The organism is Phaeodactylibacter sp., from assembly GCF_040219495.1.
Taxonomy (GTDB): domain Bacteria; phylum Bacteroidota; class Bacteroidia; order Chitinophagales; family Saprospiraceae; genus Phaeodactylibacter.
This window is the reverse complement of record NZ_JAVJSK010000045.1, coordinates 20,454-46,674: the sequence shown is the minus strand read 5'-3', so window position 1 is coordinate 46,674 and position 26,221 is coordinate 20,454. Positions and strand designations below refer to the sequence as shown.

Here is a 26,221-nt window from a genome sequence, read left to right as displayed (position 1 = left end):
TAAGAGCGTGTTGGGATTTTACACTTCGGGCTGCTCTTGCCAAATTTTGTCCTGCTCTTCGTTGTTCTTCGGTCACGTAGCTAAGGCTATGTGATTCAAGAATGGGCCCCTTTAATCCCATTCTTGAATGTATCACGCCTTGATCGGAACAAAATTTGGCTGCGTTCGCTCCAAAAGCAAAATCCCAACACGCTCTAAGCTATGAGGCAGTAGCTGACCATCAAGTCTGATCAGCTACTGCCCACTGAAAACGAATGATAAAGCCTCGCCAACGGAGCGGGGCTTTATTGTTTACACGCGCTCGATGATGGTGGCATAACCTTGTCCCACCCCAATGCACATGGTCACCAAAGCATAGCGCTGCTGCGTTTGCTGAAGCTGAAGGGCTGCGGTTTGCAGCAGGCGGGTACCGGTCATGCCCAGCGGGTGGCCGATGGCAATGGCACCGCCGTTTGGGTTGATGCGCGGGTCATCATCAGCAATGCCCCACTGCCGGGTGCAGGCCAGGGCCTGGGCCGCAAAGGCTTCGTTGAGCTCAATGATATCCATATCGTCCATCGTAAGGCCGGCTTTCGCCAATGCCTGATTGGATGCCCGGACCGGGCCTATGCCCATGATGCGAGGCTCCACGCCCACCACGGCAGAGCTGACAATACGTGCCAAAGGCGTTAAGCGGTGCTGCTTGACCCCATCTTCTGAAGCGACGAGCATGGCTGCTGCACCATCGTTGAGCCCACTCGCATTACCAGCCGTAACGGTGCCCCCCTGATCTGCGGGCTTAAAGGCGGTGCGGAGCTTCGACAGCACTTCCAGGGTAGTGCCGGGGCGAATGAATTCGTCTTTTTCAAATAATACCGGGTCGGCCTTGCGCCTCGGGATGGGCACGGGAACGATCTCCTGACCTAATCTTCCTGAAGCCTGTGCCGCCGCAGCTTTCTCCTGCGACCAGGCCGCGAATTTGTCCTGGTCCTCCCGGCTTATCCCGTACTTTTCTACCAGGTTCTCCGCGGTCTGCCCCATACCGTCGGTCCCGTAGGCTGCTTCCATTTTGGGGTTGACAAAGCGCCAGCCAAAGCTGGAGTCGTGCATTTGAGCGTCTCTGCCGTAGGGTTTGGAAACTTTGGAAATCACCCAGGGACCGCGGGTCATATGCTCCACACCACCGGCAATGAACAGATCGCCGTCGCCGGTTTTTATGGCCCGGTTGGCATGGATGACGGCCGACATGCCCGAAGCGCACAGCCGGTTAACCGTTTCGCCGGGAACGGAATAGGGCAGGCCAGCTAGTAGCGATGCCATGCGTGCCACATTGCGGTTGTCTTCACCGGCTTGATTGGCACAGCCCATGATCACATCGGCATAGGCATCCTGCGGGACATCCGGATGGCGCTCCACAAGGGCTTTCAGTACATGGGCGGCAAGGTCATCCACCCGGATGGGGGACAACGCTCCGGTAAACTTACCAATTGGGGTGCGTACAGCATCTATAATATAAGTCTCTTTCATGGTTAGGTATTCAGTGAGTTGGACGTGTCAGGCTTTTGCGTTTACGTGCTTATGCACAAAGATCACAGAAGTGGATGAAAAATCCACTTATATTCGCCCAATTCTGGCAACGCTGGAGCGAATAATTTGTTTCCACTAAAAAACTACAAGTAATGCGTAATCTTATTTTATTGCTGGCACTGACGGGCACTGCTTTCTGGACAAGCTGCGGCGGGAATGCTCCTACTGAATTGGAAGATCAGGCCTGGGAGAAAATGATGGAGGTACACGATGAAGTCATGCCCAAAATGGCTGAAATGAACCGCGTGGGCCGTGAACTGAAAGCCCTTTCTAAAGACATGAAAGAGAAGGCGAAACTCGAGCAGGTCAACAAAGCGCTGAAAGACCTTGAGGCGGCAAGCGAAGGCATGATGGCTTGGATGGGAACGCTCCAACAGCCCAAAAAACTCCGGGAGGAAAAGTCGCACGAGGAAATTATGGCTTATCTGAAAGCAGAAACGCAGAAGATTGCTCAAGTCAAACAAGACATGCTCGGCAGCCTGGAACAAGGGCAGGCCCTGTTGGAAGCCCTACAGGCCGAAGCCACTGCAGAATAACGTTTACCTCAATCTAAATACCATCAATGATGCGCTTCTGGATACTTCTCGCACTGGGGCTTTTTGTCCTTTCCTGTCAACAGGAAGAAAAAATGCAGCCCCTACCTTACCTGGGGCAACACGAGATCGACGGTCAGGACACCCTCTACCACACGATTCCGGATTTTGCCTTTATCGATCAGGACAGCAACCGGGTCTCTAATGCTACTTTTGAGGGTAAAGCTTACCTGGCCGACTTCTTTTTCATTTCCTGCCCAACGATCTGCCCTAAAGTCAAAAAGCAAATGCTGCGGATTTTTGATCAGTACAAAGGCAACGATGAGCTGATGCTCCTTTCGCATACGATAGATCCCAAACGGGACACCTTGGGCCGCCTGAAAAGCTACGCACAAAACCTGGGCGTAGATAACGGGCAGTGGCGCTTCGTAACCGGTGAACAGGATGAGATCTACGCCATTGCAGACGATTACATGAGCATTGCCAAAGAGGACCCCAACGCTCCCGGTGGTTTCGACCACAGCGGCTGGGTCCTCCTGATCGACAAGTCTGGCCACATCCGCTCTTTTGCTGATGGTACAGACCCGGAAAAAGTGGACCGGTTGCTGAAAGACATTGAGTGGCTCCTGGCCAACGAATAGCACGGAGACAGCACTGGCAGCCTGCTCAAAAAAAGATGGTGTACATCTTACAATATCTGACAGTCTTGTTTGACTTTGACGGGATAGAAATTATCTTTGGTACCTATGGAAGACTGGAAAAAAATAAGTGAGGAATTCACCTTTCGGGGGTGGCGGAATATGATCCGGCGCACGTTTGAGATGCCGGATGGCCGGCACGCTGACTTTGATGTGATCGGCAATAATACTTACGTTACCATTGCTGCCTTTACGCAGGATAAGGAAGCGATTCTCGTTCGGCAATTTCGCCCGGGGCCAGAGACTACCCTGACTAGTTTTCCTCAGGGCTATGTGGACCCTACGGAATCTCCGGAAGAGGCTGCCCGCCGTGAGTTGCTTGAGGAAACCGGCTATGAGGCCGATGAAATCCGCCTGCTCAAGGAAATCCGGTCGGCTTACTCCACGGAGCGCCACCTTTGTATGATCGCCACTGGTTGCCGCAAAGTCGGACAGCAGCAACTCGATGAGGATGAATTCATCGAGGTGTTCCGACTGCCCCTTTCTTCTTTCCGAAAACTGCTCAATAATCCGGCGGATACGACTTTTGCTAATGTAGACGCGGGCTATCTTTCCCTTGACTTTTTAGGCTGGCTGTTGGTATAAAGCCAGCGTATTCCAGTACTTCGTACCTTTCATTCAACGATTGCGCCTTTCGGCGAAAGGGCCAGATGCCGGTGGCCATCGATGAGGGTACGGGCGTTTGCAGGATGCTGTTTTTGGGCCAGGCTGCCGGTGCCAGAATGTGGAGGCTTTTAATTTTGTTTTGGTAGGGCTCAAGTGGGCTGAACAATACAGAGAAAGCAGGGTCTGCTGAGGGTTCATCGGAGAGGTTAAATGCTTGTCTTACCTGCGAGGGCTTCAGCTGTTGAAGGTTTAGGGCCTCTCCAAATACATAAACGGCAAAGTCAGATTGCAGCCCTTTCAGGAAATATACGGCAACCGTTTTGGATGGCAGTGATGCTTTTAAGGTTTCCAAATCCAGTAGGTGAGCGCGCTCGCCATCCTGCCGCCCAATTAGTATTTGCTGATTTAAGTACTGTTGGGTCCAGCTGGAGAGGCTGGCGTAGAGGGTATCTTTGGGCAATGGCTCTTCCTGATATTGAAGGAGCGACAGAAAGCCTTGCTCGAGCAATTGCTGCTGTAGCTGATTATCTGTATCACCAAGTATTTGCAGCCCGTTTTGGGCAGAGCGGAAAGCCTGTATGGCTGAATGGTCATCGGAATCAAGGAGCCAGGCGCAAGAGCGCAGATAAGCAGCACGGGCAGCAGCTGTTGTGTAATCACGGCCGGTTTGCAGCTCGCTCTCGCCCCCTTTGCCACCGAGCTGTTCGTTAATGAAAGGCTCCGCACTATCGAGTTGTGCCATCACACCAGAGTAATGCCCGTTTGCCAACTCTAACTGTGCGAGTGCCAGGCTGGCTTCTATCTGAACCGGGGGCAGTCCCTGCTTTTGGGCAATATTCAAGGTTTTTTGGGTTTCCGCAGTGGTATTGCCCATCGCCAGCAGGGCTTTGCCCAACTGCAATTGGGCTTCAGGGCTGTCTTTTACGCTCATCGACAACCGGCTGGCGTGGGCTGCTTTTTCCCATTCCTCCTGACTGCTGTACATCCGGGCGCTTTGCAGGTGTAGGGCTGCCATTATCGGTGCATCTGCCCCTTCAACCACTTCAACGATCGCAACCGCTTCTTCCGCTGCTTGCGCTGCTTCGGTGTAGGCCCCCATCTGCTCCAGAATTTCCGATTTCAATAGTGCAATTTCGGCAGGTACCAGCGGGTCGTCAAAGAACGGAAAAGCCATCGCTTTTTCCAGATGCTTCAGAGCAGGTTCGGGTTGCCTGTTTACAAGTTGGATGCGAGCTGAAAGCTGTTCGTTCCATCCCAGCGCTTCCGGGTTCATTTTCATGCGCAGGTCCGCCGATTGCTGATTGTACTGTGTGGCCAGGCTCAGGTCGTTCAGTCTGAAAGCATTACGGGCCATCTTGAAATAGGCTTCACCTAAATCGTACTTCCGCTGAGGATAGGTCTGTGTGAATTCAGACAGCTTTTCGTTTGCGGCTTTGTATTGCTGCACCTTTGCCAGGCTATCCGCCTGATCCAGCCATTGCTGTGGCTGTGCACTTGCGGTAGACACCACTAAAAAACAGGCTGTAACGAAGCCCGCGATCCGGGCAAAAGGATTTAAAGTGACGGTAGATCGTTTGATTTGCATAGGCTTTCCAACCTTCTGGAGAATTGGATTATTGTTTTGGAGCGTAAAAAATTATTGTTTGATGACCCGGCGTACCATACGGCCCATTTCCAGTTCGACGACTACAAAATAGGTGCCATTGGGTAGCGTAGCCATCTGTAATTCAATGGGGACGCCATCGGTAACTCGGCGTTCCGTCTGTAGTAGCGGGCGGCCCAGCAGGTCTATCAACTGTATCCGAGCATCCTGGCTGTTGGGCAGCTTGAATAGCAGCAACAGGTTCTCGCTCACGGGATTGGGGAAAGCGGTAAGGTTGAAGTTGGTAACATCCTCAGTAGTGCTTGCGGGAGGCGTACTGTCCGTGACTTCCACCCAGAGCATTGCGGATTCGGTACAGCCGGCTGCTGTTTCCACAACCACACTAACCGGGTAGCGGCCTACTTTGGTGTAAGTATAGCTTGGCGTTGATAGTTCACTGACCACACCATTGCCGAAGTTCCATCGCCAGGCGACGAGGTCCAGGCCGTTGGCAGGCGTTTCAAAGCCTACCTGCCCGCTTTCGGTAGCGAGGTCTACTTCCAGGTCTGAAGCCATGATATCGACGCTGCCGGCAGAGGCGGTGGTACTGACCGGGACCGATACGGCGCTGCGCTCGCAGAAATAATCGTAGTTGATCTCCCAGTCGTAAAAATAGTAATAGAGCCCGGTGCTGTCTGTTGCCCCGGTAATTTGCATCACCTGCTCAGCCACTACAGGGAATTCAGCTCCACTGCTGGTATATTGTAACGGTCTGCCGGCGAACAGCATCAGTTTGTACCCTTCGCCCCGGGGGATTTCGAAGTTGAGCTCAATCCTGTGGATACCCGGTTCTTCGATCTGTATTATTTTCGTTTGGTAGGTCTCATTGGGGCCGGTGAGGCGGAGCATTCTGCCGCCGACTTCCGTAGCGCGCACCGTGACCGCCTTCAGCGTAAATGGGTGTGAGGCATCAAAGAAGAGCCCTTCCTGTGCATCGCTTTCCTGCATAGGGCTTGCAGAGGCCTCAGGCGTTTCCAGTTGTACCGTGATATCCGCTTCCAGGTACACGTCCTGATTGCTTTGCAGGTTAGGGAGCTGCAAAACGGGGCCTTCTCCCAGGAGTTCACCACCTTCCGCCTGATCGAACCAACGGAATGCAGCTGTTCCTTCGTTAAACTGTGCTCTGAGCAGGGCGCTGCCCCCCATACAGGTCGGTGCATTCCCTTGCAGGCTGACCGGAATGGGCGTATTGTCGATTACGGTTACGGCTTGCTTCTGCCGGTTGTCAAGGCTGCGTAAGTCATTTTGCTGATTAGCGAGGAGGATTTCCACATCAAGGACATATTCTCCGGCGGCAATATTGATAACGGGGAGGTTGATCCAGTTGCGCCCCTTGGGCAGGAGCAGCCCTTCCCAGTTGAAGAGGTTGCTTTGTTCGCCAATGGTGTAAGCCATTTCCAGGTGGTTAAGGGTGTCCGTGCCGTTGTTTTCCACCAGTATGCGGGTGCTGATGGTATTGCTGCAGTAGTACGTTGCATGCTCTATCTGCAGGAGGGCTACATCGTTGGGTGACTGTACCGGTGGCACAGGCGTGTGGCCTTTCTGAATCAGGTATTCGTAGGCCGCAGGCAGGCTGATGAGGCCCATCCCGTAATTGTTGTCTTCACCCGGCAGCCCCAGATCGGTGGCGGAATAGTACAAAGCCAGCATTAAGGCTTCGCCTGGCAGGTAGGGGAAGGCTTCTTTGAGCAGTAGTAAAGCACCACTGACGTGAGGTGCCGACATGGAGGTGCCACTGAGGGTGCCATAATCTCCACCCGACAAGGCCGAGCGGACGTTGACGCCCGGTGCGGAAACTTCAGGTTTGATCAGCAGGCTGCCTTCTCCGCCACAGACCGTAGGGCCGCGGCTGGAAAAGCTGGCAATGGGCAGATTGGGCGTGTTGCCATCGACCGCACCTACGGAGAACATACGTACCGTGTCCCAGTTTTCCATGGGTGGGTCGCCAATCGTTAGAGCGTCAGGCCCTTCGTTGCTTGCAGAAAATACAACGGCAATACCCACGGCATAGAGGGCATCACTCATCTGCCGGAGGATTGGCTCACCGCAATCGCTTTGTACCGGGTAATCCCGGCTCCAGGAGTTGTTGATGACGTCTGGCCGGTCGGTAATTGTAGCCGGGTTGCCATCAGGGTCTATTGCCCATTGGGAAATTTCAAGCGCATCAAGAGCAGTTCCCGCTGAAGACGCACAGTCTGAAGTGGAACTGCCCTGCCAGAGCGCACCAAATGCTACGCCTATGGTATCTCTTGCTACCCGGTCGATGCCGGTGATGGTGCCGCCAACGTGGGTGCCGTGATCGCCACAGAAATAAGGGCGCTCACCATTGGCCCAGGCCTGAGCCATTGGCAATTGCTGATAAGCGAAGTTGGCCCGGATTGCCGGGTGGTCGGTGTCGTGGCCGGTGTCGACTACCAGTACTTTTCTGCCATAGCCGGTATAGCCTAGTTTCCACATGTATGGAGCACCGATGATCTCCAGCCCCGGTTCAATGCCGTTGGGTGAAGGCGGAGCAGGCGCACTATCACAGGCATCCGGAAAGGCCATTTCCCAGTTGATATCCATCCAGGCAACACCCGGTAGCTGGCTCACGGCTGCTGCACCTTCGAGGTTCAAATCGCAGGCTACGAGGTTAACAATCCAGAACTGACGGGCGTCATTGAGGCGAATGCCGGGCAGATTGGAAAGGCGGGCTAAAAAATCGGGCTGCACAGCTGAGGCGCGGGCTTGCAATGCATCAATCATCAATTGCCCCCGGTCCTTGAGGGGCGTAGCTTTAGCTTTGAAGCGGGCTTCCAGGGCCTGAATGTCAACCTGGTCGTCCAGTAATATCTGTACGGTTTGGTATTGATCCGGGCGGCTTTCCAATGCTTGTTGCAAAGCAGGCGCAACCTTCCCGGAGTGGAGGTCCTGAGCAGTCAGGCCGACGTGGAGCAACAGGCTGCATAACAGCAGTAATGTTTGGCGCATTGAATCGGGATTTAAGAACGGGTCTGAAACTTACTGCGAGACGGTTGGGAACCAGGTCCCAAAAAAAATCCCTGGGTATCGTAAGTCGTTTCAGACCAGTTCTAAGAAAAAAGTCATACCTGCTTTTCGGCGCAGGTTTCTTACCGCACCCAATTTACTAAAATGATTTGGCTTTGACAATCCGGTGAACCGAACGTTTGCCTTCGGTTTCTACAATAATGATGTAGGTGCCCGTTGGAAAGACCGCCAGGGACAAGGTAGCGGTTTGCCCCGCGCCTAAGTCCTGCACCTGCTGTGATAACGGCCGGCCCAGCATATCCGTAAGGGTGATGCGCGCTTCGCGGAGCAGCCCCGTTTCCAGCAGCAGGTTCACCTGATCCTTTGCGGGGTTGGGGAAAATAAGCAGGGCGGGCTCCTGATCCAGCGTTTGAGTGGAAACGGGAGGCGTGTTATCAACGACCACTATTTCCTTTACGCTGGCATTGGTGCAGCCTTCCACTGTTTGGGCACTGAGCCCTACCGTGTAGATTCCGGTACGGTCAAAAGTATACGCTACCGAGGCCCCGCTGACTTGCTGCCCGTTTCCAAACTGCCAGTTCCAGCTGGTGTAGCCTTCGGTTAGCGTTGAGAAAGTCACCGTTCCGGAAACGGCCAGATCAACCGTATCGGTGCTACTGCTGATCACCAAATCTTCAGCCGCACCGGCAGTTGCGCTCACTGGGATCTCCAGTGCACTTCGGCCGCAGCGCTCCTTGTAGGACACCTCCCAATCGTAAAAGTAGAAATAGGCAGACGAGCCGAGGGTCGATGAGGTGATGGAAACCACGCCCGGAACCGTCATCGGGTAGCCCTGAAAGGCACCGGCATTGAGCTGTAGGGGCTTACCGGCATTGAGGCGCAGGATGTAGCCCTCTCCCGGGCTGATATCTATGTTGAGCTCAACTCGTTGTTCGCCGGCTGCTACGTTGATAATCTTGGTCGTGATGCCCCCATCGGGTTTTACCAGTTGGAGCAGTCGCCCACCCTGTTCCTCCGCATACACCTTTACAGATCTAAGCGTGAACGGGTGTAAGGCATTGAACCGCAGCCCGCGCACCTGATTGGAGTATTGCGTATTGGAGCCACTGTTGTCCGGTTTGCCCACTTTCCGGACAGGAGCAGTTTCTGCATAGATGACGCGGGACTCGGTCAACCCTTCCAGTAAAAAAGGTGACCCGCTACCGATGGAGGTGCCTCCGGTTGCATTATTGTACCATTTGACTTCCGCTGTTCCATTGGTTAAGACGTGCACTAACGCATTATGGCCCGCACAGATGCTGTCACCAGCCAAAACGGCCGGAGCATTCGTTTCATCCAGTACAGAGACGGTTGTTTTCAGGGTGTTGTCTTCCGGACGTTCATCGGCTAGTCCGTTCGCAGATAAAAGGGTCAGTTCGGCTTCGTAGGTACCCTCTGGCATGACGGCCGCCGGCAGTTCAATGATGTGAGGCTGGCCAGGTAAAGCCTGTCCGGTCCACTCGTAGGTCTGTTCGGGGGCATCCCCTATGCGGTACGTCATTACGAGTTCCTGTAAGGTATCCGGGCCTTCGTAGTACACGGTGGCGCTGAGCTGAACGGTGTTGCCGCAGTTGTATTCCGGTGCGCTAACTTGCAGGACGCGGGCGTTGCCTTCAAAGGAGCGCGGTGCTTCCGGTACATTCCCTTCATCGACTAGATATTGGTAAGCAGCGGGGAGGTTGATAATGCCCATACCGTAGTCATTGTCTTCCCCGGGCGTGCCCAGGTCAGTAGCGGAGTGGTAAAGGGCCAGCATAAGGTCCTCTCCGGTTAGGTAAGGGAAGGCTTCTTTGAGCAACAAAATAGCGCCCGATACGTGGGGGGCTGCCATGGAGGTTCCAGACAGGGAAGCGTAACCGCCACCCACATAAGCTGATCGGACCGAGCTGCCCGGCGCAGAGACCTCCGGCTTGATAAGCAAGGAGCCGATACCGCCGCAAATCGATGGTCCGCGGCTTGACCCGCTGGAAATGGGGAGGTTGGAATTGTTGGCATTGAGGTTGCCTACTGAAAACAGGCGGACCAGGTCCCAGTTGTTGAACTTAGGCGGCGTGATGGTTTGTGGTTCGGGGCCGCTGTTGCCAGCGGAGAAAACCACAGCAATGCCTGCGGCATAGAGCGCATCATAGGTTTCAAAAACCCCGTCGGCATCGCAGAAGGTCGAACCGCTGCGCCAGGAGTTATTGATCACATGAGGAATATCGGTGGTGGTGCTGGGGTCGCCATCCGGATTGAGGGCCCACTGGTACATGCCGGTAATGCCTGCGGTGCTGGTGTTGCCGCCGCAATCGCCACTCACAGCGATGCCGCTCATCCATTTGGCTTCAAACGCAACGCCGATGGTGTCGTGGGTAAGACGGTCGAGCCCCAGGATGGTCCCGGCTACATGCGTGCCGTGCCCATTACAGTCGATGACATCTTCGCCCACAAAGCTGGAACTTTGGCTCTGAAGGTGGTAGAGGAACTGATTGGCTAAAGCAGGGTGGTCCGGCTCTGTGCCCGTGTCCACAATAAGTGCCCGGGTGCCGTAGCCGGTGTAGCCCATCGCCCATAGCTCTGGTGCGCCAATGGCTTCCAGGCCGGTTTCGGTGCCGTTGGGAGAGGGCGGGACCGGCACAGGTGCATGTTCGGCTTCGATCCATTCCACCGGGGCGTCATAGCCTACTGAGGCTACTGCCGGTAGTTGGCTTACCGCGAATATGGCGGCGCGGGAGCCTTCAAAAAAGACCATATTAGTGATCCAGAAAGGCTGTAAGCTGCCGGAGGTGATGCCTTCAATGCCCCGAAGGCTTTGTAGCAGTGCCGGCTGGGTGGCTGCTGCTTTTGCAGTCAGTGATTGCACCACTATTCTTGCCCGCTCGTCAACGGGGAGCTGCCGCGCCCGGAAGTCGGCTTCCAGGGCACGGATATCCACCCGGTCGTGCAGGAGGGCATAGGCTTTATAGGTGGGCTGACTTTGTTGGTTGAGTACTTCCTGGAAGTCAAGGGTGATCTTGTCCCACTGTTGTGCAGACAGCAGGCTCGTTGTGCAAAGCAGTGCCAGAAGGAAGGCACGGGTTTTCCATACTAAATCCATTATTCGATAGTTTACTTGTGTACGAAACGGTCGTGTGTCGGGAGGAATGGACAAAGCTAAGGAATGATCGGAATTCCGAGGTAATGAGAATGTCAGGTAAACTGCAAGCTATTGTACATTACTTATAGCGGCGCGACTCAATGGCTTCTGTAATAAGGCACAGGCAGGTCTGGAATTCTTTTTTGAGCCGTTGCTCCCAAAAGCGCAGCACGAGCCAGCCCTTTTCCTGTAATTGCCGGGTGTTTTCCCGGTCCCGCTCCATATTTCGTTCTATTTTAGGAATCCAATAGGCGCGGTTGCGCTTTATGGTCTGCCGCTTTTGTTCCCAATTGTAGCCGTGCCAGAATTCGCCGTCGATGAACACTGCCACTTTGTACTTTTTGATGGCAATATCCGGGCTGCCGGGCAGGCTTTTCACGTTTTTGCGGTACCGGTACCCTTTGGCCCAAAGCGCTTTTCGCAGTTTCACCTCTGTTTTGGTATCCTTTGAGCGTATACGGCTCATCGTCCGGGACCGTTGCTCGGAGATGTAGTGCGTGCGTGCTTCCTCAAATCGGGGTACTTTCCTCTGGCTCAAGGTGTAATAATATTTGGCTTATAAGTCTTTTTGGCACCCTAAGGTTCAAAATCCCCGGCGTCAGGCAGTTTTATGCAAAGGTTTTGACTGTTTTACAGGCCGTCTATCTCGTTTCCACCCACTCGATGCCCAGCCCTTCCACCACGGTTTCCTCATCCACTTCTTCCAGGTAAAGATTGCCGACTGCCGCTTTGAGGCGCAGCAGGGTAGAGGCTACCTCGCTGCGGCGGATCGCCAGGTCAACAGTAGCAGAGGTGTCAAAGTTTTGGTCGATCATATTGAGTTGCAAGTGCTCGATGCTGCTCATGACGTTGCCCATCAGGCCGTAGCCGAAGGACAGGCGGTAGACCTCCTCAACGGTACGGGCCGTGATATCGGCAGCCTGCAGGGCGGCAGCGGTACTCTCTTTGTAAGCATTGATGAGCCCGGAGGTGCCTAACAAGGTGCCACCAAAGTACCGGACAACAATTACCATCACATAAGTCAGCCCGAAACTGTCAATCTGCCCAAGTATGGGCCGGCCCGCTGTACCGCTGGGCTCCCCGTCATCGTTGGCGCGGAAGTTATTTTGGTCCAGCCCCAGCCGGAAGGCGTAGCAGTAGTGGCGGGCTTTAGGGTGGAGCTTGCGGACTTCCTCCAGTGCGGCTTTCCACTCGTCTTCATTACAGGCCGGGTAGGCGTAAGCCAGAAACTTACTGCCTCGGTCCCGAAACTCTCCCGTGGACAAGCCGCTGATGGTTTGATACGTATCTTTGGTTGTTGACATCAGCACGAAATTAATGTTTTACAGACTGTTAACAAACCTTGCCGATCTATTAACAGCAGGTAGCGGTATTATTGCCATCTTTACCGTCCGAGATTCCTAATTAGGAAAGGGAGTCAGTATATTTGCGCAAAACCATGCACCTTGAAAACCACATTGGAATCCTTTGACGAGATCATGGCGCAGTGCCGGGAGCTGTTCCGCAAGAAAACGGTGGACTACGGCACCTCCTGGCGTATTTTGCGGCCCGCTTCCCTGACGGACCAGCTCTACATCAAAGCCAAGCGCATCCGGAGCATTGAAGAAAAGCAGCAGCAAAAAGTGGAAGACAAGGTGGAAGACGATTACCTCGGCCTGATCAACTACAGCATCATAGCGCTGATACAGCTGGAACTACCTGAAGAGGCGCCCCTGGAGCTCCCCCCCAAGGAAGCTGTTGCCAGCTACGATGCCAAAGTGGTCCTCACGAGAACGCTGCTGGAAGCCAAAAATCACGACTACGGGGAGGCCTGGCGCGACATGCGCATCGCTTCCATCACGGATATGATTTTGCAGAAGCTGCTGCGGGTCCGGCAAATCGAAGATAACGCCGGGCAAACCCTGGTTTCAGAAGGCCTGGACGCAAATTATCTCGACATTATCAATTATGCTATTTTTGCACTCATCAAACTGAACGAACAAAACGCTTCATCATGACTATAAGCACTCTGGTACTTTCCGTTGCAGCCGTTGCGCTGCTGTTGACCCTCCTGATTGGGTTTACGACCAAGCGTATCGAAAACTGGCTGATCAGCTTCCTGCAGAACTTCTGCGGGGTGCTGTTCATTTTCTCAGGCTGGGTCAAAGCGGTAGACCCGCTGGGCACCGCTTACAAAATGGAGCAATACTTTGCCGAGTTTGAATCCACATTTTCCGGCACCTGGTTCTCCTTCCTGTCACCGGTGTTCCCGCAGCTGGCTGAATGGGCCATCGGGTTCTCTGTTTTCATGGTCGTATTCGAAATCGTGCTGGGCGTCATGTTGATGATTGGCTCTGCCCGCAAATTTACGGCCTGGGCTTTTTTCCTTCTGGTGGCTTTCTTTACGGTATTGACGGGCTTCACCTACCTGACAGGCTATGTGCCTGCCGGAGTGAACTTCTTCCAGTTCGGGCAGTGGGGCCCTTACGTGGAAACCAATATGAAAGTGACCGATTGCGGTTGCTTTGGCGACTTTATCAAGCTGGCGCCTTTCACTTCCTTTATGAAGGATGTATTCCTGTTGGTGCCCTCCATCCTGTTTTTGTTCTTCCACAGCAAGATGCATCAGCTCATGGGCGCAGGCGCGCGCACGGCGGTGGTCATCCTGGGCACCGGTGCACTCATCCTGTACTGCTTTAGCAACTACATGTGGGACATTCCGCATGCTGATTTCCGCCCATTCCACGACGAGGCTAACATCCGGCTGGAGAAAGAACTGGAAGACCTGGCCGAAAATAATGCCGAAGTGATTGCTTATAAAGTAACGAATAAAGCAACGGGGGAAACAGCACAGTTCCCTACCGAGGAATACCTGAAGAAATACAAAGAATACCCGAAAGAGGAGTGGAACCTGGAGCAGATCAAAGCGGATCCAATAGTACAGGTGGTGAAAACGGCCGATGGCTATGGCATTCCGAGTGCGGAGGGCGAGTCCTATGAGACGGAATTGGCGAGCTATCTGGCGCAGCAGTGGGACCTGGAAGGCGACACGACAGCGCGGGTAGTCGAGCGCAGTAAAATCAGTGACTTTGAATTGTCGGGTGGGCCGGAAGGTACCGATGTGACCTACGATATTCTCAATAATCCGGACTACAGCTTTATGATAGTGGCTTACAAGCTCTACACCGAGAAGGAAGAAGTAACCACCGAAATGCTTCGCGACACGGTCTACAGAGTGGATACGGTAGCGGTAGAGGACACCATCAAGTTGGTGCGCAGCATCGACCGGGTGGACAAGCGTCAGGTTGAGCGGACCACCTACCACTTCGAAAAGGGTTTCCTCGATCCCTGGACAGATATTGTAAACCCGGTACTGGCTGAAGCACAGCAGGAGGGCTACAAGGTATTCGCGGCGACAAGCTATGCCTCTCCGGAAAAGCTGGCCCAATTCCAGGCTGCGAGCAGTAGCGATTATCCCTTTTACACCGGTGATGACATTTTGCTGAAGACCATCGTCCGGTCCAATCCGGGCGTGGTGCTCCTGAAGAATGGCAAGGTCATCAGCAAGTGGCACTACAAAAAACTACCGCCCTACCAGGACCTGAAAGCGAACTTTATGAAGTAGCAACTATCCTTAGAAAGGGAGAGCACAGAAAGCCCGGTCCGCGATTTCACAAGGCGTGGCCCGGGCTTTTTCATAAGAAAAGGCAAATTGATACGCTTCAATGTCGCAAACCAACGATCAGAGTGTATATTTGCGGGGACTTTAACCGGGAATTTTGAAATATGCTGAGTAGAAGGAATATCCGCATTAAAGTAATGCAGATGCTTTATTCCATGAGCCAAGACCGATCACTGGCGCTGGACGATACCGTGCGGCGGTATAAAGTGAACGTTGACCGCTCTTTTGATTTGTACCTTTTCACGCTTTGGGCGCTGATCCGTACGGCGGAATATGCCATTCAGGACAAAGCCAAGAAGTTGGAAAAGCTGTTGCCATCCGACTCGGATAAGCAATTCACAGCGGTATTGGCCGAAAATGAGCTCATTCAGTCTATGGTGCGCAATGATGCCTTTCAGGAAGTGCTGCGCCGACGTAAGCTCAAAAACCGGATTGATCTGGACAACATCCGGATGTTCTATCAGGACTTTGCCAAAACACCAGAGTACCTCACTTACAGCCGTCAGGCTTCCCATACCCGGGAAGAGCATATGGAGATACTGCTGACCCTCTTCAAGCACCTGGTCAATAATGAGCCCTTTAACGATTTTCTGGAAGACTACTATCCCAATTGGGTAGATGACGAGTCGCTTGTAGTGGGAGCTATCAAGAAGACCCTCAAGGTGCTGCCGACCCAAGACGCTTTCTTCGAAGAACACCGCCCGCAGGGAGAAGCAGTGGAAGACTTCGGGGAGAAACTGCTCCGGCAGGTCATTGAAGAAGGGGACGAATTGCTGGCAGTCATTGAGCCCACGCTGCGCAACTGGGACGCCGACCGGGTGGCCGTTATTGATATGATCCTCCTGAAAATGGCACTGAGCGAACTGATCGCCTTCCCGTCTATTCCCACCAAGGTCACGCTGAACGAGTTTGTGGAAATTTCCAAGCAGTACAGTACCGACAAAAGCAAGGACTTCATCAATGGTATTCTGGACCGCCTGATGAAGCAGCTCAACAAGGAAGGCAAAATCCGAAAACAGGGGCGCGGTTTACAGGAGTAACCCGTCTGACGGTTGGGAATGTGCGCAGAGCGGGTCATTCCGGTACCCTGAGGAGGGCAGAATGATTCAAGAAAATTCTATCTTCGCGCCATGACAGAAAAAATCCTCATCCTCGATTTCGGCTCGCAGTACACGCAGCTTATTGCGCGGCGTATCCGTGAGCTTAACGTCTACAGCGAGATTGTGCCTTTTAATAAGGTGCCGGAGCTGGACGATACCATCAAAGGCATTATTTTGTCGGGCAGCCCGTTTTCTGTGGCTGACGAAAATGCGCTGCACACCGATCTGGATCAGCTCATCGGGCAGCGGCCGGTACTGGGTATCTGCTATGGTGCACAGTATATTGCCAAGCAGATGGGCGGCAAAGTGGAGCGTTCCCTAAAAAGGGAGTATGGAAAAGCCGAGCTTAGCCGCATGTATCAGTCTGATCCTTTCCTGGCTGATGTGCCTGAAGGTTCACAGGTTTGGATGTCGCACGGAGATACCATTATGGAAATCCCGGAGCAGTTCGAACTCCTGGCAGGCACGGCACACGTTGATGTAGCTGCCTACAAATCAAAGGAAGGAGCTTTTGCCGCACCCGTTTACTGTATTCAGTTCCACCCCGAAGTATCGCACAGCCTGGACGGTATGACGGTACTCAAAAATTTCGTCAAAGATATTTCCGGTTGCCATGCAGAATGGACGCCTGCCGCTTTTGTGGAAGAAACGGTGCAGGCTTTGCGTGACCAACTCGGTGGCGACCACGTCATAATGGGGCTCTCCGGTGGCGTAGATTCTACTGTTGCGGCCTCGTTGCTGCACGAAGCTATTGGAGACAACCTGGTCTGTATTTTTGTAGACAATGGGTTGTTACGCAAAGGCGAATTTGAGGAAGTACTGCATTCGTACAAGGATATGGGGCTCCGCGTCGTTGGAGTAGATGCCAAAGCAGCCTTTTATAAGGAACTGGAGGGTGTGTCTGACCCGGAAGGAAAGCGCAAGGTGATCGGCCGCGTATTCATTGAGGTCTTCGAACAGGAAGCCCTCAAACTTGAAGAAGAAGACCGGGCTATTAAATGGCTGGGTCAGGGTACGATCTACCCGGACGTGATTGAGTCCGTATCGGTTCATGGGCCTTCGGTGACGATTAAGTCGCACCATAATGTTGGTGGCTTGCCCGAAATGCTCAACCTGAAAATCGTGGAGCCGCTGCGCATGTTATTTAAGGATGAAGTACGGCTTGTCGGTACAGAACTTAAAGTGCCTCAGGAGATTGTCAGCCGCCACCCGTTCCCTGGTCCGGGGCTGGGAATCCGCATTTTAGGTGATATCACGCCGGAGAAGGTTCGCATGCTACAGGAGGCCGATGCTATTTATATCAACAATCTTCGTAAATTCGGCTTGTACGATGAAGTTTGGCAAGCAGGTACCATCCTCCTCCCCGTACAATCCGTAGGGGTAATGGGGGATGAACGGACGTACGAAAAAACCGTTGCCCTGCGGGCAGTTAACTCCCGTGACGGGATGACTGCCGAGTGGAGCCGCCTGCCGCACGACTTCCTGGCCACGGTGTCCAGCGAAATCATCAATAATGTAAAAGGAATTAATCGCGTCGTTTATGATATCAGCACTAAGCCGCCTTCCACGATTGAATGGGAATAGACTATTGGTCGCCCTGTTTTTGGGCCTCACGGTCTCTTCCTGCGCTCTGTTCCGCAAAGCCGAAACCGATGAAAAGCCAGAAGAGATTGGTGAAGAACTCGACCCTCTGCCTGGTAAGAAAGTCTATGACCCCGAAACCGGTCAGCTGGTTATCGTAGATGGAGCACCAGTTGAAGTTATGGATACCATCAAGTGGAAAATCATTTCCACCGACAGTATCCCGCCTATCCAATCGGGTGATGGTATTGCGCAGGAAGAAATGATGGGGACCCCTTCTGAACTGATCCGCCGGGGTGATTTCGGGACGGAGTTCTACACTTCTTACAACCTTACCGTACTGTTGCCGTTCCTTTCTGACCGCTTCAATCCGGAAAGTAACGAAATCTTCCGCAATTCCACCTGGGCACTGAATTACTACGGTGGCATGCAAATGGCGCTGGATGAGCTCGACGATCAGGGCATCAAGCTAAACGTGCGGGTCATGGACAGCAAGGCGCAGGAGGCAGCGGTCGGCCGGCTGCTCAGCACCCGCTCGGAGCTGTACAATTCCCACCTGATTGTTGGTCCTTACCGGAGCGAGAATGTGGAATTGGTGGCAGAGTTTGCCCGACGCAACAACAAAACCTACGTTTCTCCTCACAGTGCCTCAGCCAACGTGACGAACGCTAACCCCAATTTTATTCAGGTGAGCCCCACGCTGCAGTCGCACTGTCAGGCCATCACCAAGCATGCTTACGAAAATTATGGGCGCAAGAAGATTGTCCTGGTTGCCCGGGATAAAGAAGTAGAGCGCGCCCGCTTCAACTACTTCCAGGAAGAAATCTTCCTTTTGGAAGGTCGCATTGAAGACTCCCTTCGTTTGCGGGAGTATGTCATAGCGGTGGATGATAATGACGAGGAGCGCTTCGGTAATATCGATTTATCGGCCTACCTGACACCTGGGGATACCACAGTATTCATTCTGCCTTCCTGGTCTAATGAGACTTTTGTGTATTCATTCCTCAGTCAGGTCAAAGTCGCTAAGAATCCAATGAATACGAACCGTCAGCAGGGAGGCATGCAAAAAGAGCCTATGCACGTGGTGGTATATGGTATGCCGCAGTGGCAGGAGTACGAACGCATAGATTTCGACCTGTACGAAAGCCTCAATGTGCACATCAGTAGTGACACCTATCTGGATACTTACGCTGACGATGTGCGGTTTTTTAAGCGCAAATTTTACAACCGTTTCGGTATTACACCGGGGGAGGAGGCATTCCTGGCTTATGATGTGACCCGCTACTTTGGGCGTATGCTCAATGATTACGGCACCAAGTTTCAGTATCAACTGGAGAAAGCACCGGAGCAAATGCTGCACACCCGCTTTGACTTTGAGCGCGTGGTCCGGCCCACAACTACCGGTATGGAAAACCCACCGATACAGAAGTTTGAGAATAAACACGTCAATATCCTGCAGTTTAAGGATTACCAGTTTCAGTCAGCCAACTTGAGATAGTTTGAAAGCAGCAAGAAAGGAAAGGTTAACCTCGGTGGCTGCACGCCGCCAACCTAATCTTACGGTTATCCTGGAGAATGTGCATGACCCTCACAATATCGGGGCGGTACTCCGCTCCTGTGATTCTGTAGGCATCCGGGAAATCTTTGTGCTGTACACGGAGCCCCGCCTCGATCAGGAACGCATCGAAATCGGTAAGAACGCCAGCTCCGGTGCACGAAAGTGGATCGATATTCACTTGTACCATGACGTCGCAGCTTGTTTTGCGCATGTGCAGCAGCGTTACGAACACATCTGGGCAACGCACCTGGGTGAGCAAGCGGTTGATTTGTACGAGATCGATTTCACGCAGTCGGTCGCCCTCCTTTTTGGGAATGAGCACGCCGGGGTTTCCGAAGCTTCCCTGCAGTACGCTACCGGCAACTTCCTCATCCCTCAGATGGGCATGGTGCAGAGCCTCAATATTTCTGTCGCCTGCGCAGTCAGCCTCTACGAAGCCCTTCGCCAGCGGCGCGGCGCCGATATGTATGGTGCGAATAACCCTATGGAAGAAACGGAGCGCACCACGCTTCAGGAAGCCTACCTCGACCGTCACGATCAGAAGAATTATAATAAATTTATACACAAAAAGGCCTGACAACGGGCCAAACCACCCTTTACAAATCCTTAGCTTCCTGCAGCAGATGCCGGAGCTGCTGCGCAGCGGGCTGTTCTGCCCAGTCTTCTCCAGTGTGCTGACTGGCCTGTTTGATCAGGCTTCGGAGGTTTTCCAGCCGTTCCCAGCCCCGGCGCCAGTTGGGTTCCCCTTCAATCGCCTGCAACTGCCGGAACCACCGTCGGCGCAGTTGTTCGGCCTCGTTCAGCAAAGTGGGACGGTCCATTTCCATCAACCAATGATTTGCAGCTTAGCGAACTTCAGCATGATCTTGCGCTGCTGCGGGTCGCTGGCATTTTTGAAGAAAATGGTGGCGATCCGGTTGGCATTGCCACCGTCGACATTCAGGACTTTGCCTTCACCAAATTTGAGGTGAAGCACTTTCATGCCAGCCTGTATCTCAGAGGGGGCATTAGGCTTGAAGTCCTTGGGGTCAATACCAATATTGACCGAACGGGCGGGCTTTTTGAAGTTGCCGGAGACTTTAGCACCGCCGGCACCATTGCTTTGGGAAGCCGTGGAGGTGTCCGTAAAGCCTTGCCGGCTGCCAAATGAAGACCGGGCGCCACTGATTTCTTCCAGGCGTTCCAAAGGTACTTCTTGCAGGAACCGGCTCGGCTCATTGTAGCGCATCTGGCCGTACCGGTAGCGGCTATTGGCGTAGGAGAGCGTGAGGAATTGCTCGGCCCGCGTGATAGCCACGTAAAACAGGCGGCGCTCCTCATCAATGCCGTCCTGGGACTCCAAAGACATGAAAGACGGGAAGAGCTTCTCCTCCATTCCTACTACAAATACCGATTTGAACTCCAGCCCTTTAGCTGCATGCACGGACATGAGGGTTACGTATTCAACGCCTTCTTCTTCCTTGGTATCCAGGTCCGTCAGCAAGGCAATGTTTTGCAGGTAGCTGGCCAGAGATTTATCAGCAATGGTCTCGGTATCGATGACCGTATCGTCCTCCACAAAAGCTTTGACGCCATCCAGTAACGCATTGACGTTTTCCAGCCGGTTGATGCCTTCCACCGAATTGTCGGCTTTAAGTTCTTTTAGTATCCCGGACTGCTTGGCGATATAGCTGGCCGCTTCGTAGGCATTCTCCTGTGCTGCTTTATTTTGGAAGGACTTAATCATGGCTACGAAATCAGCAATAGCCCCGCTGGCCCGTTTGCTGAGTTGTACCCGGCCCAGGCATTCCCAAAGAGGCTTGTCCAGCTGCGCAGCGACGGTGCTGATTTTGTCCAGCGTTGTTTTACCAATACCGCGCTTGGGATAGTTGATGACCCGCCGCAGGGCTTCCTCGTCCATACTATTGACAGCCAGGCGCAGGTAAGCAACGGTATCCTTTACCTCCTTACGCTGGTAAAAGGAAAGCCCCCCGAAAATCTTGTAGGTGATGTTGTACCGGCGCAGGTATTCCTCAAAAACACGGGATTGGGCATTAGTACGGTACAGAATGGCAATCTCGCTATTGCGCAGGTGGTTGCGGCTCTTTTGCTCCAGGATCGTATCCGCAACCCGCTGCCCTTCTTCTCCATCGGTCATCGCTTTGATGAGTTTGATCTTGTGCCCATCGCCTTTGTCCGACCAGATGGTTTTTTTGATTTGCCGGCGGTTGTAGCCAATGATCTCGTTTGCTGTTTGTACGATGTGCTCCGTGGATCGGTAGTTTTGCTCTAGCTTGAATACCTGAATGCCGTGGTTCTCAAAGTCTTTCTCGAAGTCGAGGATGTTCTGAATTGTCGCTCCCCGGAACGCATAGATACTCTGCGCATCATCACCAACCACGCAGATGTTGCGGTGGCTCTTATCGTACTGAATGAACTTTCGGATGATGGAATACTGCAGGTGGTTGGTATCCTGAAACTCATCCACGAGGACGTATTTGAATTTCTCCCGGTACTTGTCGAGTACGTTATCCGGGTTTTTTTGGAAGAGCTCGTACAGTCGGTAGAGCAGGTCGTCAAAGTCCATTGCGCCGGAGCGTTTGCAGCGGGCGGTATACTTTTTGTAGATGGCGTGCAGGTGCGGGCGTTTGGCCATGCGGTCCTGTTCGCGCAGCTCTTCGTCTTTTTCATAGAGCTTTGGCGTAATGAGGCTGCTCTTGGCGGAGGAAATACGCGAGAGGATGGCGTTGGGGTTGTAGTGGTCCTTGTTCAGGTTCATCTCCTGAATAATCGACCGGATGACGCTTTTGGAGTCGTCCGAATCATAAATGGTGAAATTGGAAGGGTAGCCAATCTTTTCGGCTTCCACCCGGAGGATGCGCGCGAAGATCGAGTGGAAGGTGCCTGCCCACACGCGGTTGGCTCTCGGACCGACCACCTTTCCGATCCGCTCCTTCATTTCGCGTGCCGCTTTGTTGGTAAAGGTCAGGGCGAGGATTTCCCAGGGCGCCGTCCCTTTCTCAATCAGATGAGCAATGCGGTAGGTCAGTACCCGGGTCTTACCGGAGCCCGGCCCGGCGACTACCAGCACAGGGCCATCAGTATTCGTCACCGCCTGCCGCTGTACGTCGTTCAATTCGTCTAAATAACTCATGCTTGTTTTCCGTTTCTTAAGACCGTATTCCAAAAATCCCTATGCTTCCTCCAAAGCTTCCCAGTACTCCACCGCCCGGCGCGTATGCGGGATGCAGATGGAGCCCCCCACAAGATTGGCAATGGCGAAGACCTCAAAGACCTCCGCTTTGGTCACGCCCTGCTCGTGGCATTTGCCCAAGTGGTAGCGGATGCAGTCATCGCACCGCAGTACCATAGACGCTATAAGCCCCAGCAATTCTTTAGTTTTGGAAGAAAGTGCACCCTCTTGATACGCATTTGTATCGAGATTGAAAAAGCGCTTCAAAACTTTATTATCCTCCGCCAAAATTTTCTCATTCATCTTGGCCCGGTAGTCGTTGAATTCTTGTACTTGTGACATATTGGATGGTATTTTGCCGAAAGGCAAAAGTAGGGATTCTGCCCCGGCGAGCGAATTGGAGGCGCAACTAAAATTTCTTATCTTTCGTTAAGCAGAAAAAGAAAAGATATGACTCGCTTACTATTGAGTATCGAGAAAAAAGATCACTTAGCACTAATTCTTGCTTTAGCAAAAAGACTAGGTGTGCCAGTCTCGCCCGGCGCACTCCTTTCGCCGGGCGTGCTCTTGAAAAAGACTAGGTGTGCCAGTCTCGCCCGGCGCACTCCTTTCGCCGGGCGTGCTCTTGAGTTTGAACGAAGAAGAAATGGAGTTTTATCAGAGTTTATCCTCTGCTTACGAGGAAGTTAAGCTCATGGTAGATGGAAAGAAGGAAAAAAAGAGCTTGAAAAATTTCCTTAATGAGTGTTGATTTGATAAATCGTTAGTGTCAAATATCCCACTGAAGAAGAGGAAGAAGAATGATATATTTGGATAATAACGCCACCACCCCCTGCGACCCCAAGGTCGTGGAAGCCATGCTGCCCTACTTTTACGAACAACCGGGCAATGCAGCCAGCCGGAATCATGCTCTGGGCTGGCTGGCGGAAGATGCCGTTAAGTCGGCACGCAAGCAGGTCGCCAACCTGATCGGCGCAGAAGTTAAAGAGGTCATCTTCACCTCCGGCGCTACCGAGTCAGATAATCTGGCTATCCTGGGCACACTGGAGCAATACCGCCGCAAAGGCAACCACCTCATTACCCTGAAAACAGAGCACAAAGCCGTGCTTGATGCCTGCACCCGGGCCGAACAACTGGGGGCTGAGGTCACCTACCTGGAGGTGCAGCGCGATGGTCTGGTCGACCTGTCTGAGCTGGAAGCCGCCATTCGACCGGATACGGTGCTGGTGTCCGTTATGTGGGGCAATAACGAGACCGGCGTGCTGCAGCCCATGCAGGAGATTGGAGCGCTTTGCGACAAGCATGGCACTCTGCTGATGAGCGATGCCACACAGGTGGTGGGCAAGCTACCCTGCCATCCGCGGGAAGCCGGAGTTCACCTAATGGCTTTTTCTGCCCACAAGATGTACGGCCCGAAAGGGGTGGGGGGGCTCTATGTAAGCCGCCGGCAGCCCAAGGTGAGCGTGGCTGCTCAGGTGCACGGTGGCGGGCACGAGCAGGGCCTTCGGTCGGGTACGCTGAATGTGCCGGGCATTGTCGGGTTTGGAAAAGCGGCTGCCTTGGCAAAGGCGCAAATGGAAGCAGAGGCTCAGCGCCTGCGACCTCTGCGCGACCAACTGGAACAACAACTGCTCAGGGAAGTACCCCGGGCTTTTCTCAACGGGCATCCGGAGCATCGTTTGCCACATGTTTCGAATATCGCTTTCCCCTTCACCGAATCCGATACCGTCATGATGCGCTTTGGGCAGGAACTGGCGCTGTCTTCCGGCTCTGCCTGCACCTCGGCATCAGTAGAACCTTCCCATGTGCTCCGGGCGATGGGACTCACGGCAGAAGAAGCCCACAGCTCCCTGCGGTTTAGTCTGGGGCGCTTTACCCGGGCGGAAGATATTGAGCGGGCCGTGGATTTGGTTAGGAATGCCGTTGCAGCAGTGCGGGCAGGCAGCCCGGTGTGGGAAGCGCAACAGCCGTAACCGGTTCAGCCATTCGTAACCAAACAAAATGCCCCGGCGGAACAAGTGTCCACCGGGGCATTCCTTATTGAGTTTTGATGATCTCAATTAGTGCTGTACAGCAACGGGCAGGGTACGGATACCTTGCTCGGTCTGCAAGCGCAGGTAGTAGTTACCAGCGGGCAGGTTGCTGACGTTGTAGTCCAGCGTCGTCTGCTGAATATTGCTCAGGTTGCGGGTTTCCACCACTTGTCCGTTCGCGCTGAACAGTGTAGCCGTTACCTCCTGTGCCGGTGTTTCCAGGTTTACGATAGCCTGGAACTGTGTATTGGCAGGAGAAGGCATGATTGCAAGGCTGTTTTCCGGCAGTTGAGCAACGGTATTGTTTGTTGCTGAACCGACTGAAAGGCGAACAACCGGAATATTGTCCAGACCGAAGCCGACCAGTGAGAATTCGCCAACGTTGCTCACATCCAGTGCTACGTATGGGACAGCTTTGTTACCTACAGAGTCCTGGTAAAAATTGGAAGCAGAATAGTCAATGTCAGAAGTTGTGCTCAGGAATAGGTCAGAATCTTCATCTTCCGGGGCAAACTGTACTACGATGATGTAGTAAGTATCATCATTCAGCGCAGGGAAATTTGCGTCAAGATCAATCGGGATAGTTACCAGAGGACCTGTCTCTTCACCCGTGAAAACGTAGCTGTTGAATGCGATAGGCCCCTCCAGTTCATCACCGGCAGCCTGTCCATCACCATTAAGGTCGCCAGACCACTCATAAAGCAATGTAGACACAGCAAAACCTGCTACCTCGTCGAAGTTGCTTATGCCGAAGGTCACATAGCGGGCAAAGAGATTTTCGCCGTTAGCTACATAATATACGTTACCGTAGCTGAAGTCGTTATCATCAGCCGGACGGGTACCACCGAGGCCCTCGCCACTGTCACGCTGAAATAGCGTATCCGTAACGATGAAGGAGAAATTCTGAACATTATCTTCGGGGTTGGCATCAGCTTCACCTAAAGTCAGCTCATACTGACCAGTGTATGCACCAGGCATCATCTCAGGGGTGAATTCATTTTCGAAGAATACGTTCTCCGCCACGGAGTCCGCACCCACCATGGAGTATACCAGTTCATCAGAGAAAACATCACCGCTGGCACCGCTGATAGAAACGGACAGGGTTGCATCCTGCTGCGCCTGAGCACCGAGGTTCTCAATATCAGCGACGAATCCAAATGGTGTTACCTGAGATGCAGGCGTTGCAAAGTTTGGTGCAACTGCATGGAAGTTATTGACGCGCATATCGTTAGCTGGACGAGGGTCAGCGTCAAAGATGTCGATATCATCGATATTCCAGTTGTATTCAAAGCTACCAGTCCATTGCCACTGTATCAGGACATCTGATTCGCCCGCAGCTACATCTGAGATATTGATGGTAACTTCTTCCGGGTTGCTCGACCAGCGCTCGCCGGTTGTCAAGCCCGGAAATATTTCATAGGAAGCCCAGTTGGCACCGGCATCATTGCTGACCCGGAGGATCGCATTGCCTTCTGCTGCAAAGGTGAAGACGCCAATGTGCGTTTGGAATTCAATCCATACGGCATCCTCTGCTGAGAAGTCCTGTGACGGAATGGTTAACTCACTGGTGTGTGTGATGTTACCTGCCGCATCAGAGTCTACAGTAATGAAACCATTAGTGGCCGTAGCTGATGCAAAAGGCATTTGCTGGTTGATCTGATCATTCCAGATCGCCGGGCAGCCATCGCCTTGGCCCGCAGCCGGATCATTACACCAGGTCCATATGGCCCCGTTACCAGAGGCATCTTCATTCATCCATTCGGCAGGAATACCGTTGGCGAAGTCTTCTGAAAGCAAAATATTTTGAGCAGAAAGGGTCGTGAATACGCCCATGCTCATCATAAATAAAGTGAATGTAATTAGTCTACGTAAATTCATGTATGTAAAGTGATTTGATGTTAAAATAGCTTTCAGAGAAAATAGCTTCTC

The 26,221-nt window shown here is 53.0% G+C and carries 20 protein-coding genes; 10 read left to right on the top strand and 10 right to left on the bottom strand.

Annotated elements, in window-relative coordinates; genetic code table 11:
- Positions 1-291 precede the first annotated feature (291 nt).
- Positions 292-1,506, bottom strand: coding sequence for a 3-oxoadipyl-CoA thiolase (gene pcaF / locus RIC19_RS06365; protein WP_350177461.1), 1,215 nt, complete (start codon positions 1,504-1,506; stop codon positions 292-294).
- Between the two features lie 152 nt (positions 1,507-1,658).
- Between pcaF and RIC19_RS06360 the strand changes: the two genes are divergently transcribed.
- The 3 genes from RIC19_RS06360 (at position 1,659) to RIC19_RS06350 (ending at position 3,382) form a co-directional block, all read left to right on the top strand.
- Entirely contained in the window at positions 1,659-2,102 is a 444-nt protein-coding gene (locus tag RIC19_RS06360; protein WP_350177460.1) for a hypothetical protein, read from the top strand.
- Between the two features lie 26 nt (positions 2,103-2,128).
- Positions 2,129-2,740 carry an SCO family protein gene (locus tag RIC19_RS06355; protein ID WP_350177459.1) on the top strand — a complete coding sequence of 204 codons (612 nt, stop codon included), beginning with the start codon at positions 2,129-2,131 and terminating at the stop codon, positions 2,738-2,740.
- Positions 2,741-2,845: 105 nt separating this feature from the next.
- Positions 2,846-3,382 (top strand): NUDIX hydrolase, encoded by a 537-nt coding sequence (locus RIC19_RS06350; protein ID WP_350177458.1) that lies wholly within the window; start codon positions 2,846-2,848, stop codon positions 3,380-3,382.
- Here RIC19_RS06350 and RIC19_RS06345 read toward each other — a convergent pair.
- From RIC19_RS06345 to RIC19_RS06325, 5 genes are all read right to left on the bottom strand, one after another.
- Positions 3,327-4,988 carry a tetratricopeptide repeat protein gene (locus RIC19_RS06345; RefSeq protein ID WP_350177457.1) on the bottom strand — a complete coding sequence of 554 codons (1,662 nt, stop codon included), beginning with the start codon at positions 4,986-4,988 and terminating at the stop codon, positions 3,327-3,329. The genes RIC19_RS06350 and RIC19_RS06345 overlap by 56 nt on opposite strands.
- Positions 4,989-5,039: 51 nt before the next feature.
- Positions 5,040-8,015, bottom strand: coding sequence for a S8 family serine peptidase (locus RIC19_RS06340; RefSeq protein ID WP_350177456.1), 2,976 nt, complete (start codon positions 8,013-8,015; stop codon positions 5,040-5,042).
- Positions 8,016-8,172: 157 nt separating this feature from the next.
- A complete protein-coding gene (locus tag RIC19_RS06335; protein ID WP_350177455.1) occupies positions 8,173-11,148 on the bottom strand; it encodes a S8 family serine peptidase in 2,976 nt (991 codons plus the stop codon).
- A 118-nt stretch (positions 11,149-11,266) separates the two neighbouring features.
- Positions 11,267-11,725: a very short patch repair endonuclease gene (locus RIC19_RS06330; RefSeq protein ID WP_350177454.1), complete on the bottom strand. Its 459-nt coding sequence runs from the start codon at positions 11,723-11,725 to the stop codon at positions 11,267-11,269.
- Between the two features lie 103 nt (positions 11,726-11,828).
- Entirely contained in the window at positions 11,829-12,491 is a 663-nt protein-coding gene (locus RIC19_RS06325) for an IMPACT family protein (RefSeq protein WP_350177453.1), read from the bottom strand.
- A 141-nt stretch (positions 12,492-12,632) separates the two neighbouring features.
- On the opposite strand from RIC19_RS06325, the gene RIC19_RS06320 reads away from it, so the two are divergent.
- The 6 genes from RIC19_RS06320 to RIC19_RS06295 all read left to right on the top strand — a co-directional run bounded on the left by RIC19_RS06320 (position 12,633) and on the right by RIC19_RS06295 (position 19,664).
- Positions 12,633-13,184 (top strand): DUF1599 domain-containing protein, encoded by a 552-nt coding sequence (locus RIC19_RS06320; protein ID WP_350177452.1) that lies wholly within the window; start codon positions 12,633-12,635, stop codon positions 13,182-13,184.
- Positions 13,181-14,791 (top strand): DoxX family protein, encoded by a 1,611-nt coding sequence (locus RIC19_RS06315; RefSeq protein WP_350177451.1) that lies wholly within the window; start codon positions 13,181-13,183, stop codon positions 14,789-14,791. Before RIC19_RS06320 ends, RIC19_RS06315 begins: the two co-directional genes overlap by 4 nt.
- A gap of 212 nt (positions 14,792-15,003) precedes the next feature.
- Positions 15,004-15,888 carry a transcription antitermination factor NusB gene (gene nusB, locus RIC19_RS06310; protein WP_350177450.1) on the top strand — a complete coding sequence of 295 codons (885 nt, stop codon included), beginning with the start codon at positions 15,004-15,006 and terminating at the stop codon, positions 15,886-15,888.
- A 90-nt stretch (positions 15,889-15,978) separates the two neighbouring features.
- Positions 15,979-17,532, top strand: a complete 1,554-nt coding sequence (gene guaA, locus RIC19_RS06305) for a glutamine-hydrolyzing GMP synthase (protein WP_350177449.1) — start codon at positions 15,979-15,981, stop codon at positions 17,530-17,532.
- Entirely contained in the window at positions 17,489-19,027 is a 1,539-nt protein-coding gene (locus tag RIC19_RS06300; protein ID WP_350177448.1) for an ABC transporter substrate-binding protein, read from the top strand. Before guaA ends, RIC19_RS06300 begins: the two co-directional genes overlap by 44 nt.
- A gap of 1 nt (position 19,028) precedes the next feature.
- Positions 19,029-19,664 carry a TrmH family RNA methyltransferase gene (locus RIC19_RS06295; RefSeq protein WP_350177447.1) on the top strand — a complete coding sequence of 212 codons (636 nt, stop codon included), beginning with the start codon at positions 19,029-19,031 and terminating at the stop codon, positions 19,662-19,664.
- Positions 19,665-19,683: 19 nt separating this feature from the next.
- On the opposite strand, the gene RIC19_RS06290 is transcribed toward RIC19_RS06295, so the two are convergent.
- From RIC19_RS06290 to RIC19_RS06280, 3 genes are read right to left on the bottom strand one after another with little or no spacing between them, the layout of a single operon-like run.
- Complete coding sequence (locus RIC19_RS06290; RefSeq protein ID WP_350177446.1) at positions 19,684-19,914, bottom strand: hypothetical protein; 231 nt, start codon at positions 19,912-19,914, stop codon at positions 19,684-19,686.
- Positions 19,914-22,220, bottom strand: coding sequence for an ATP-dependent helicase (locus RIC19_RS06285; protein ID WP_350177445.1), 2,307 nt, complete (start codon positions 22,218-22,220; stop codon positions 19,914-19,916). The genes RIC19_RS06290 and RIC19_RS06285 overlap by 1 nt, the downstream gene beginning before the upstream one ends.
- Positions 22,221-22,259: 39 nt before the next feature.
- Positions 22,260-22,601: a carboxymuconolactone decarboxylase family protein gene (locus RIC19_RS06280; RefSeq protein ID WP_350177444.1), complete on the bottom strand. Its 342-nt coding sequence runs from the start codon at positions 22,599-22,601 to the stop codon at positions 22,260-22,262.
- A 458-nt stretch (positions 22,602-23,059) separates the two neighbouring features.
- Here RIC19_RS06280 and RIC19_RS06275 point away from each other — a divergent pair, with 458 nt between their 5' ends.
- Positions 23,060-24,232: a cysteine desulfurase family protein gene (locus RIC19_RS06275; protein WP_350177443.1), complete on the top strand. Its 1,173-nt coding sequence runs from the start codon at positions 23,060-23,062 to the stop codon at positions 24,230-24,232.
- 87 nt (positions 24,233-24,319) lie between these two features.
- Here the strand turns inward: RIC19_RS06275 and RIC19_RS06270 are convergent, their stop codons facing one another.
- Positions 24,320-26,170 (bottom strand): T9SS type A sorting domain-containing protein, encoded by a 1,851-nt coding sequence (locus RIC19_RS06270; RefSeq protein ID WP_350177442.1) that lies wholly within the window; start codon positions 26,168-26,170, stop codon positions 24,320-24,322.
- Positions 26,171-26,221 lie beyond the last annotated feature (51 nt).

Coding starts and splice junctions, on each gene's coding strand:
- pcaF (WP_350177461.1), bottom strand. CDS start 1,506: ATGAAAGAGACTTATATTATAGATGCTGTACGCACCCCAATTGGTAAG.
- RIC19_RS06360 (WP_350177460.1), top strand. CDS start 1,659: ATGCGTAATCTTATTTTATTGCTGGCACTGACGGGCACTGCTTTCTGG.
- RIC19_RS06355 (WP_350177459.1), top strand. CDS start 2,129: ATGATGCGCTTCTGGATACTTCTCGCACTGGGGCTTTTTGTCCTTTCC.
- RIC19_RS06350 (WP_350177458.1), top strand. CDS start 2,846: ATGGAAGACTGGAAAAAAATAAGTGAGGAATTCACCTTTCGGGGGTGG.
- RIC19_RS06345 (WP_350177457.1), bottom strand. CDS start 4,988: ATGCAAATCAAACGATCTACCGTCACTTTAAATCCTTTTGCCCGGATC.
- RIC19_RS06340 (WP_350177456.1), bottom strand. CDS start 8,015: ATGCGCCAAACATTACTGCTGTTATGCAGCCTGTTGCTCCACGTCGGC.
- RIC19_RS06335 (WP_350177455.1), bottom strand. CDS start 11,148: ATGGATTTAGTATGGAAAACCCGTGCCTTCCTTCTGGCACTGCTTTGC.
- RIC19_RS06325 (WP_350177453.1), bottom strand. CDS start 12,491: ATGTCAACAACCAAAGATACGTATCAAACCATCAGCGGCTTGTCCACG.
- RIC19_RS06315 (WP_350177451.1), top strand. CDS start 13,181: ATGACTATAAGCACTCTGGTACTTTCCGTTGCAGCCGTTGCGCTGCTG.
- nusB (WP_350177450.1), top strand. CDS start 15,004: ATGAGCCAAGACCGATCACTGGCGCTGGACGATACCGTGCGGCGGTAT.
- guaA (WP_350177449.1), top strand. CDS start 15,979: ATGACAGAAAAAATCCTCATCCTCGATTTCGGCTCGCAGTACACGCAG.
- RIC19_RS06300 (WP_350177448.1), top strand. CDS start 17,489: ATGATATCAGCACTAAGCCGCCTTCCACGATTGAATGGGAATAGACTA.
- RIC19_RS06290 (WP_350177446.1), bottom strand. CDS start 19,914: ATGGAAATGGACCGTCCCACTTTGCTGAACGAGGCCGAACAACTGCGC.
- RIC19_RS06285 (WP_350177445.1), bottom strand. CDS start 22,220: ATGAGTTATTTAGACGAATTGAACGACGTACAGCGGCAGGCGGTGACG.
- RIC19_RS06280 (WP_350177444.1), bottom strand. CDS start 22,601: ATGTCACAAGTACAAGAATTCAACGACTACCGGGCCAAGATGAATGAG.
- RIC19_RS06275 (WP_350177443.1), top strand. CDS start 23,060: ATGATATATTTGGATAATAACGCCACCACCCCCTGCGACCCCAAGGTC.
- RIC19_RS06270 (WP_350177442.1), bottom strand. CDS start 26,170: ATGAATTTACGTAGACTAATTACATTCACTTTATTTATGATGAGCATG.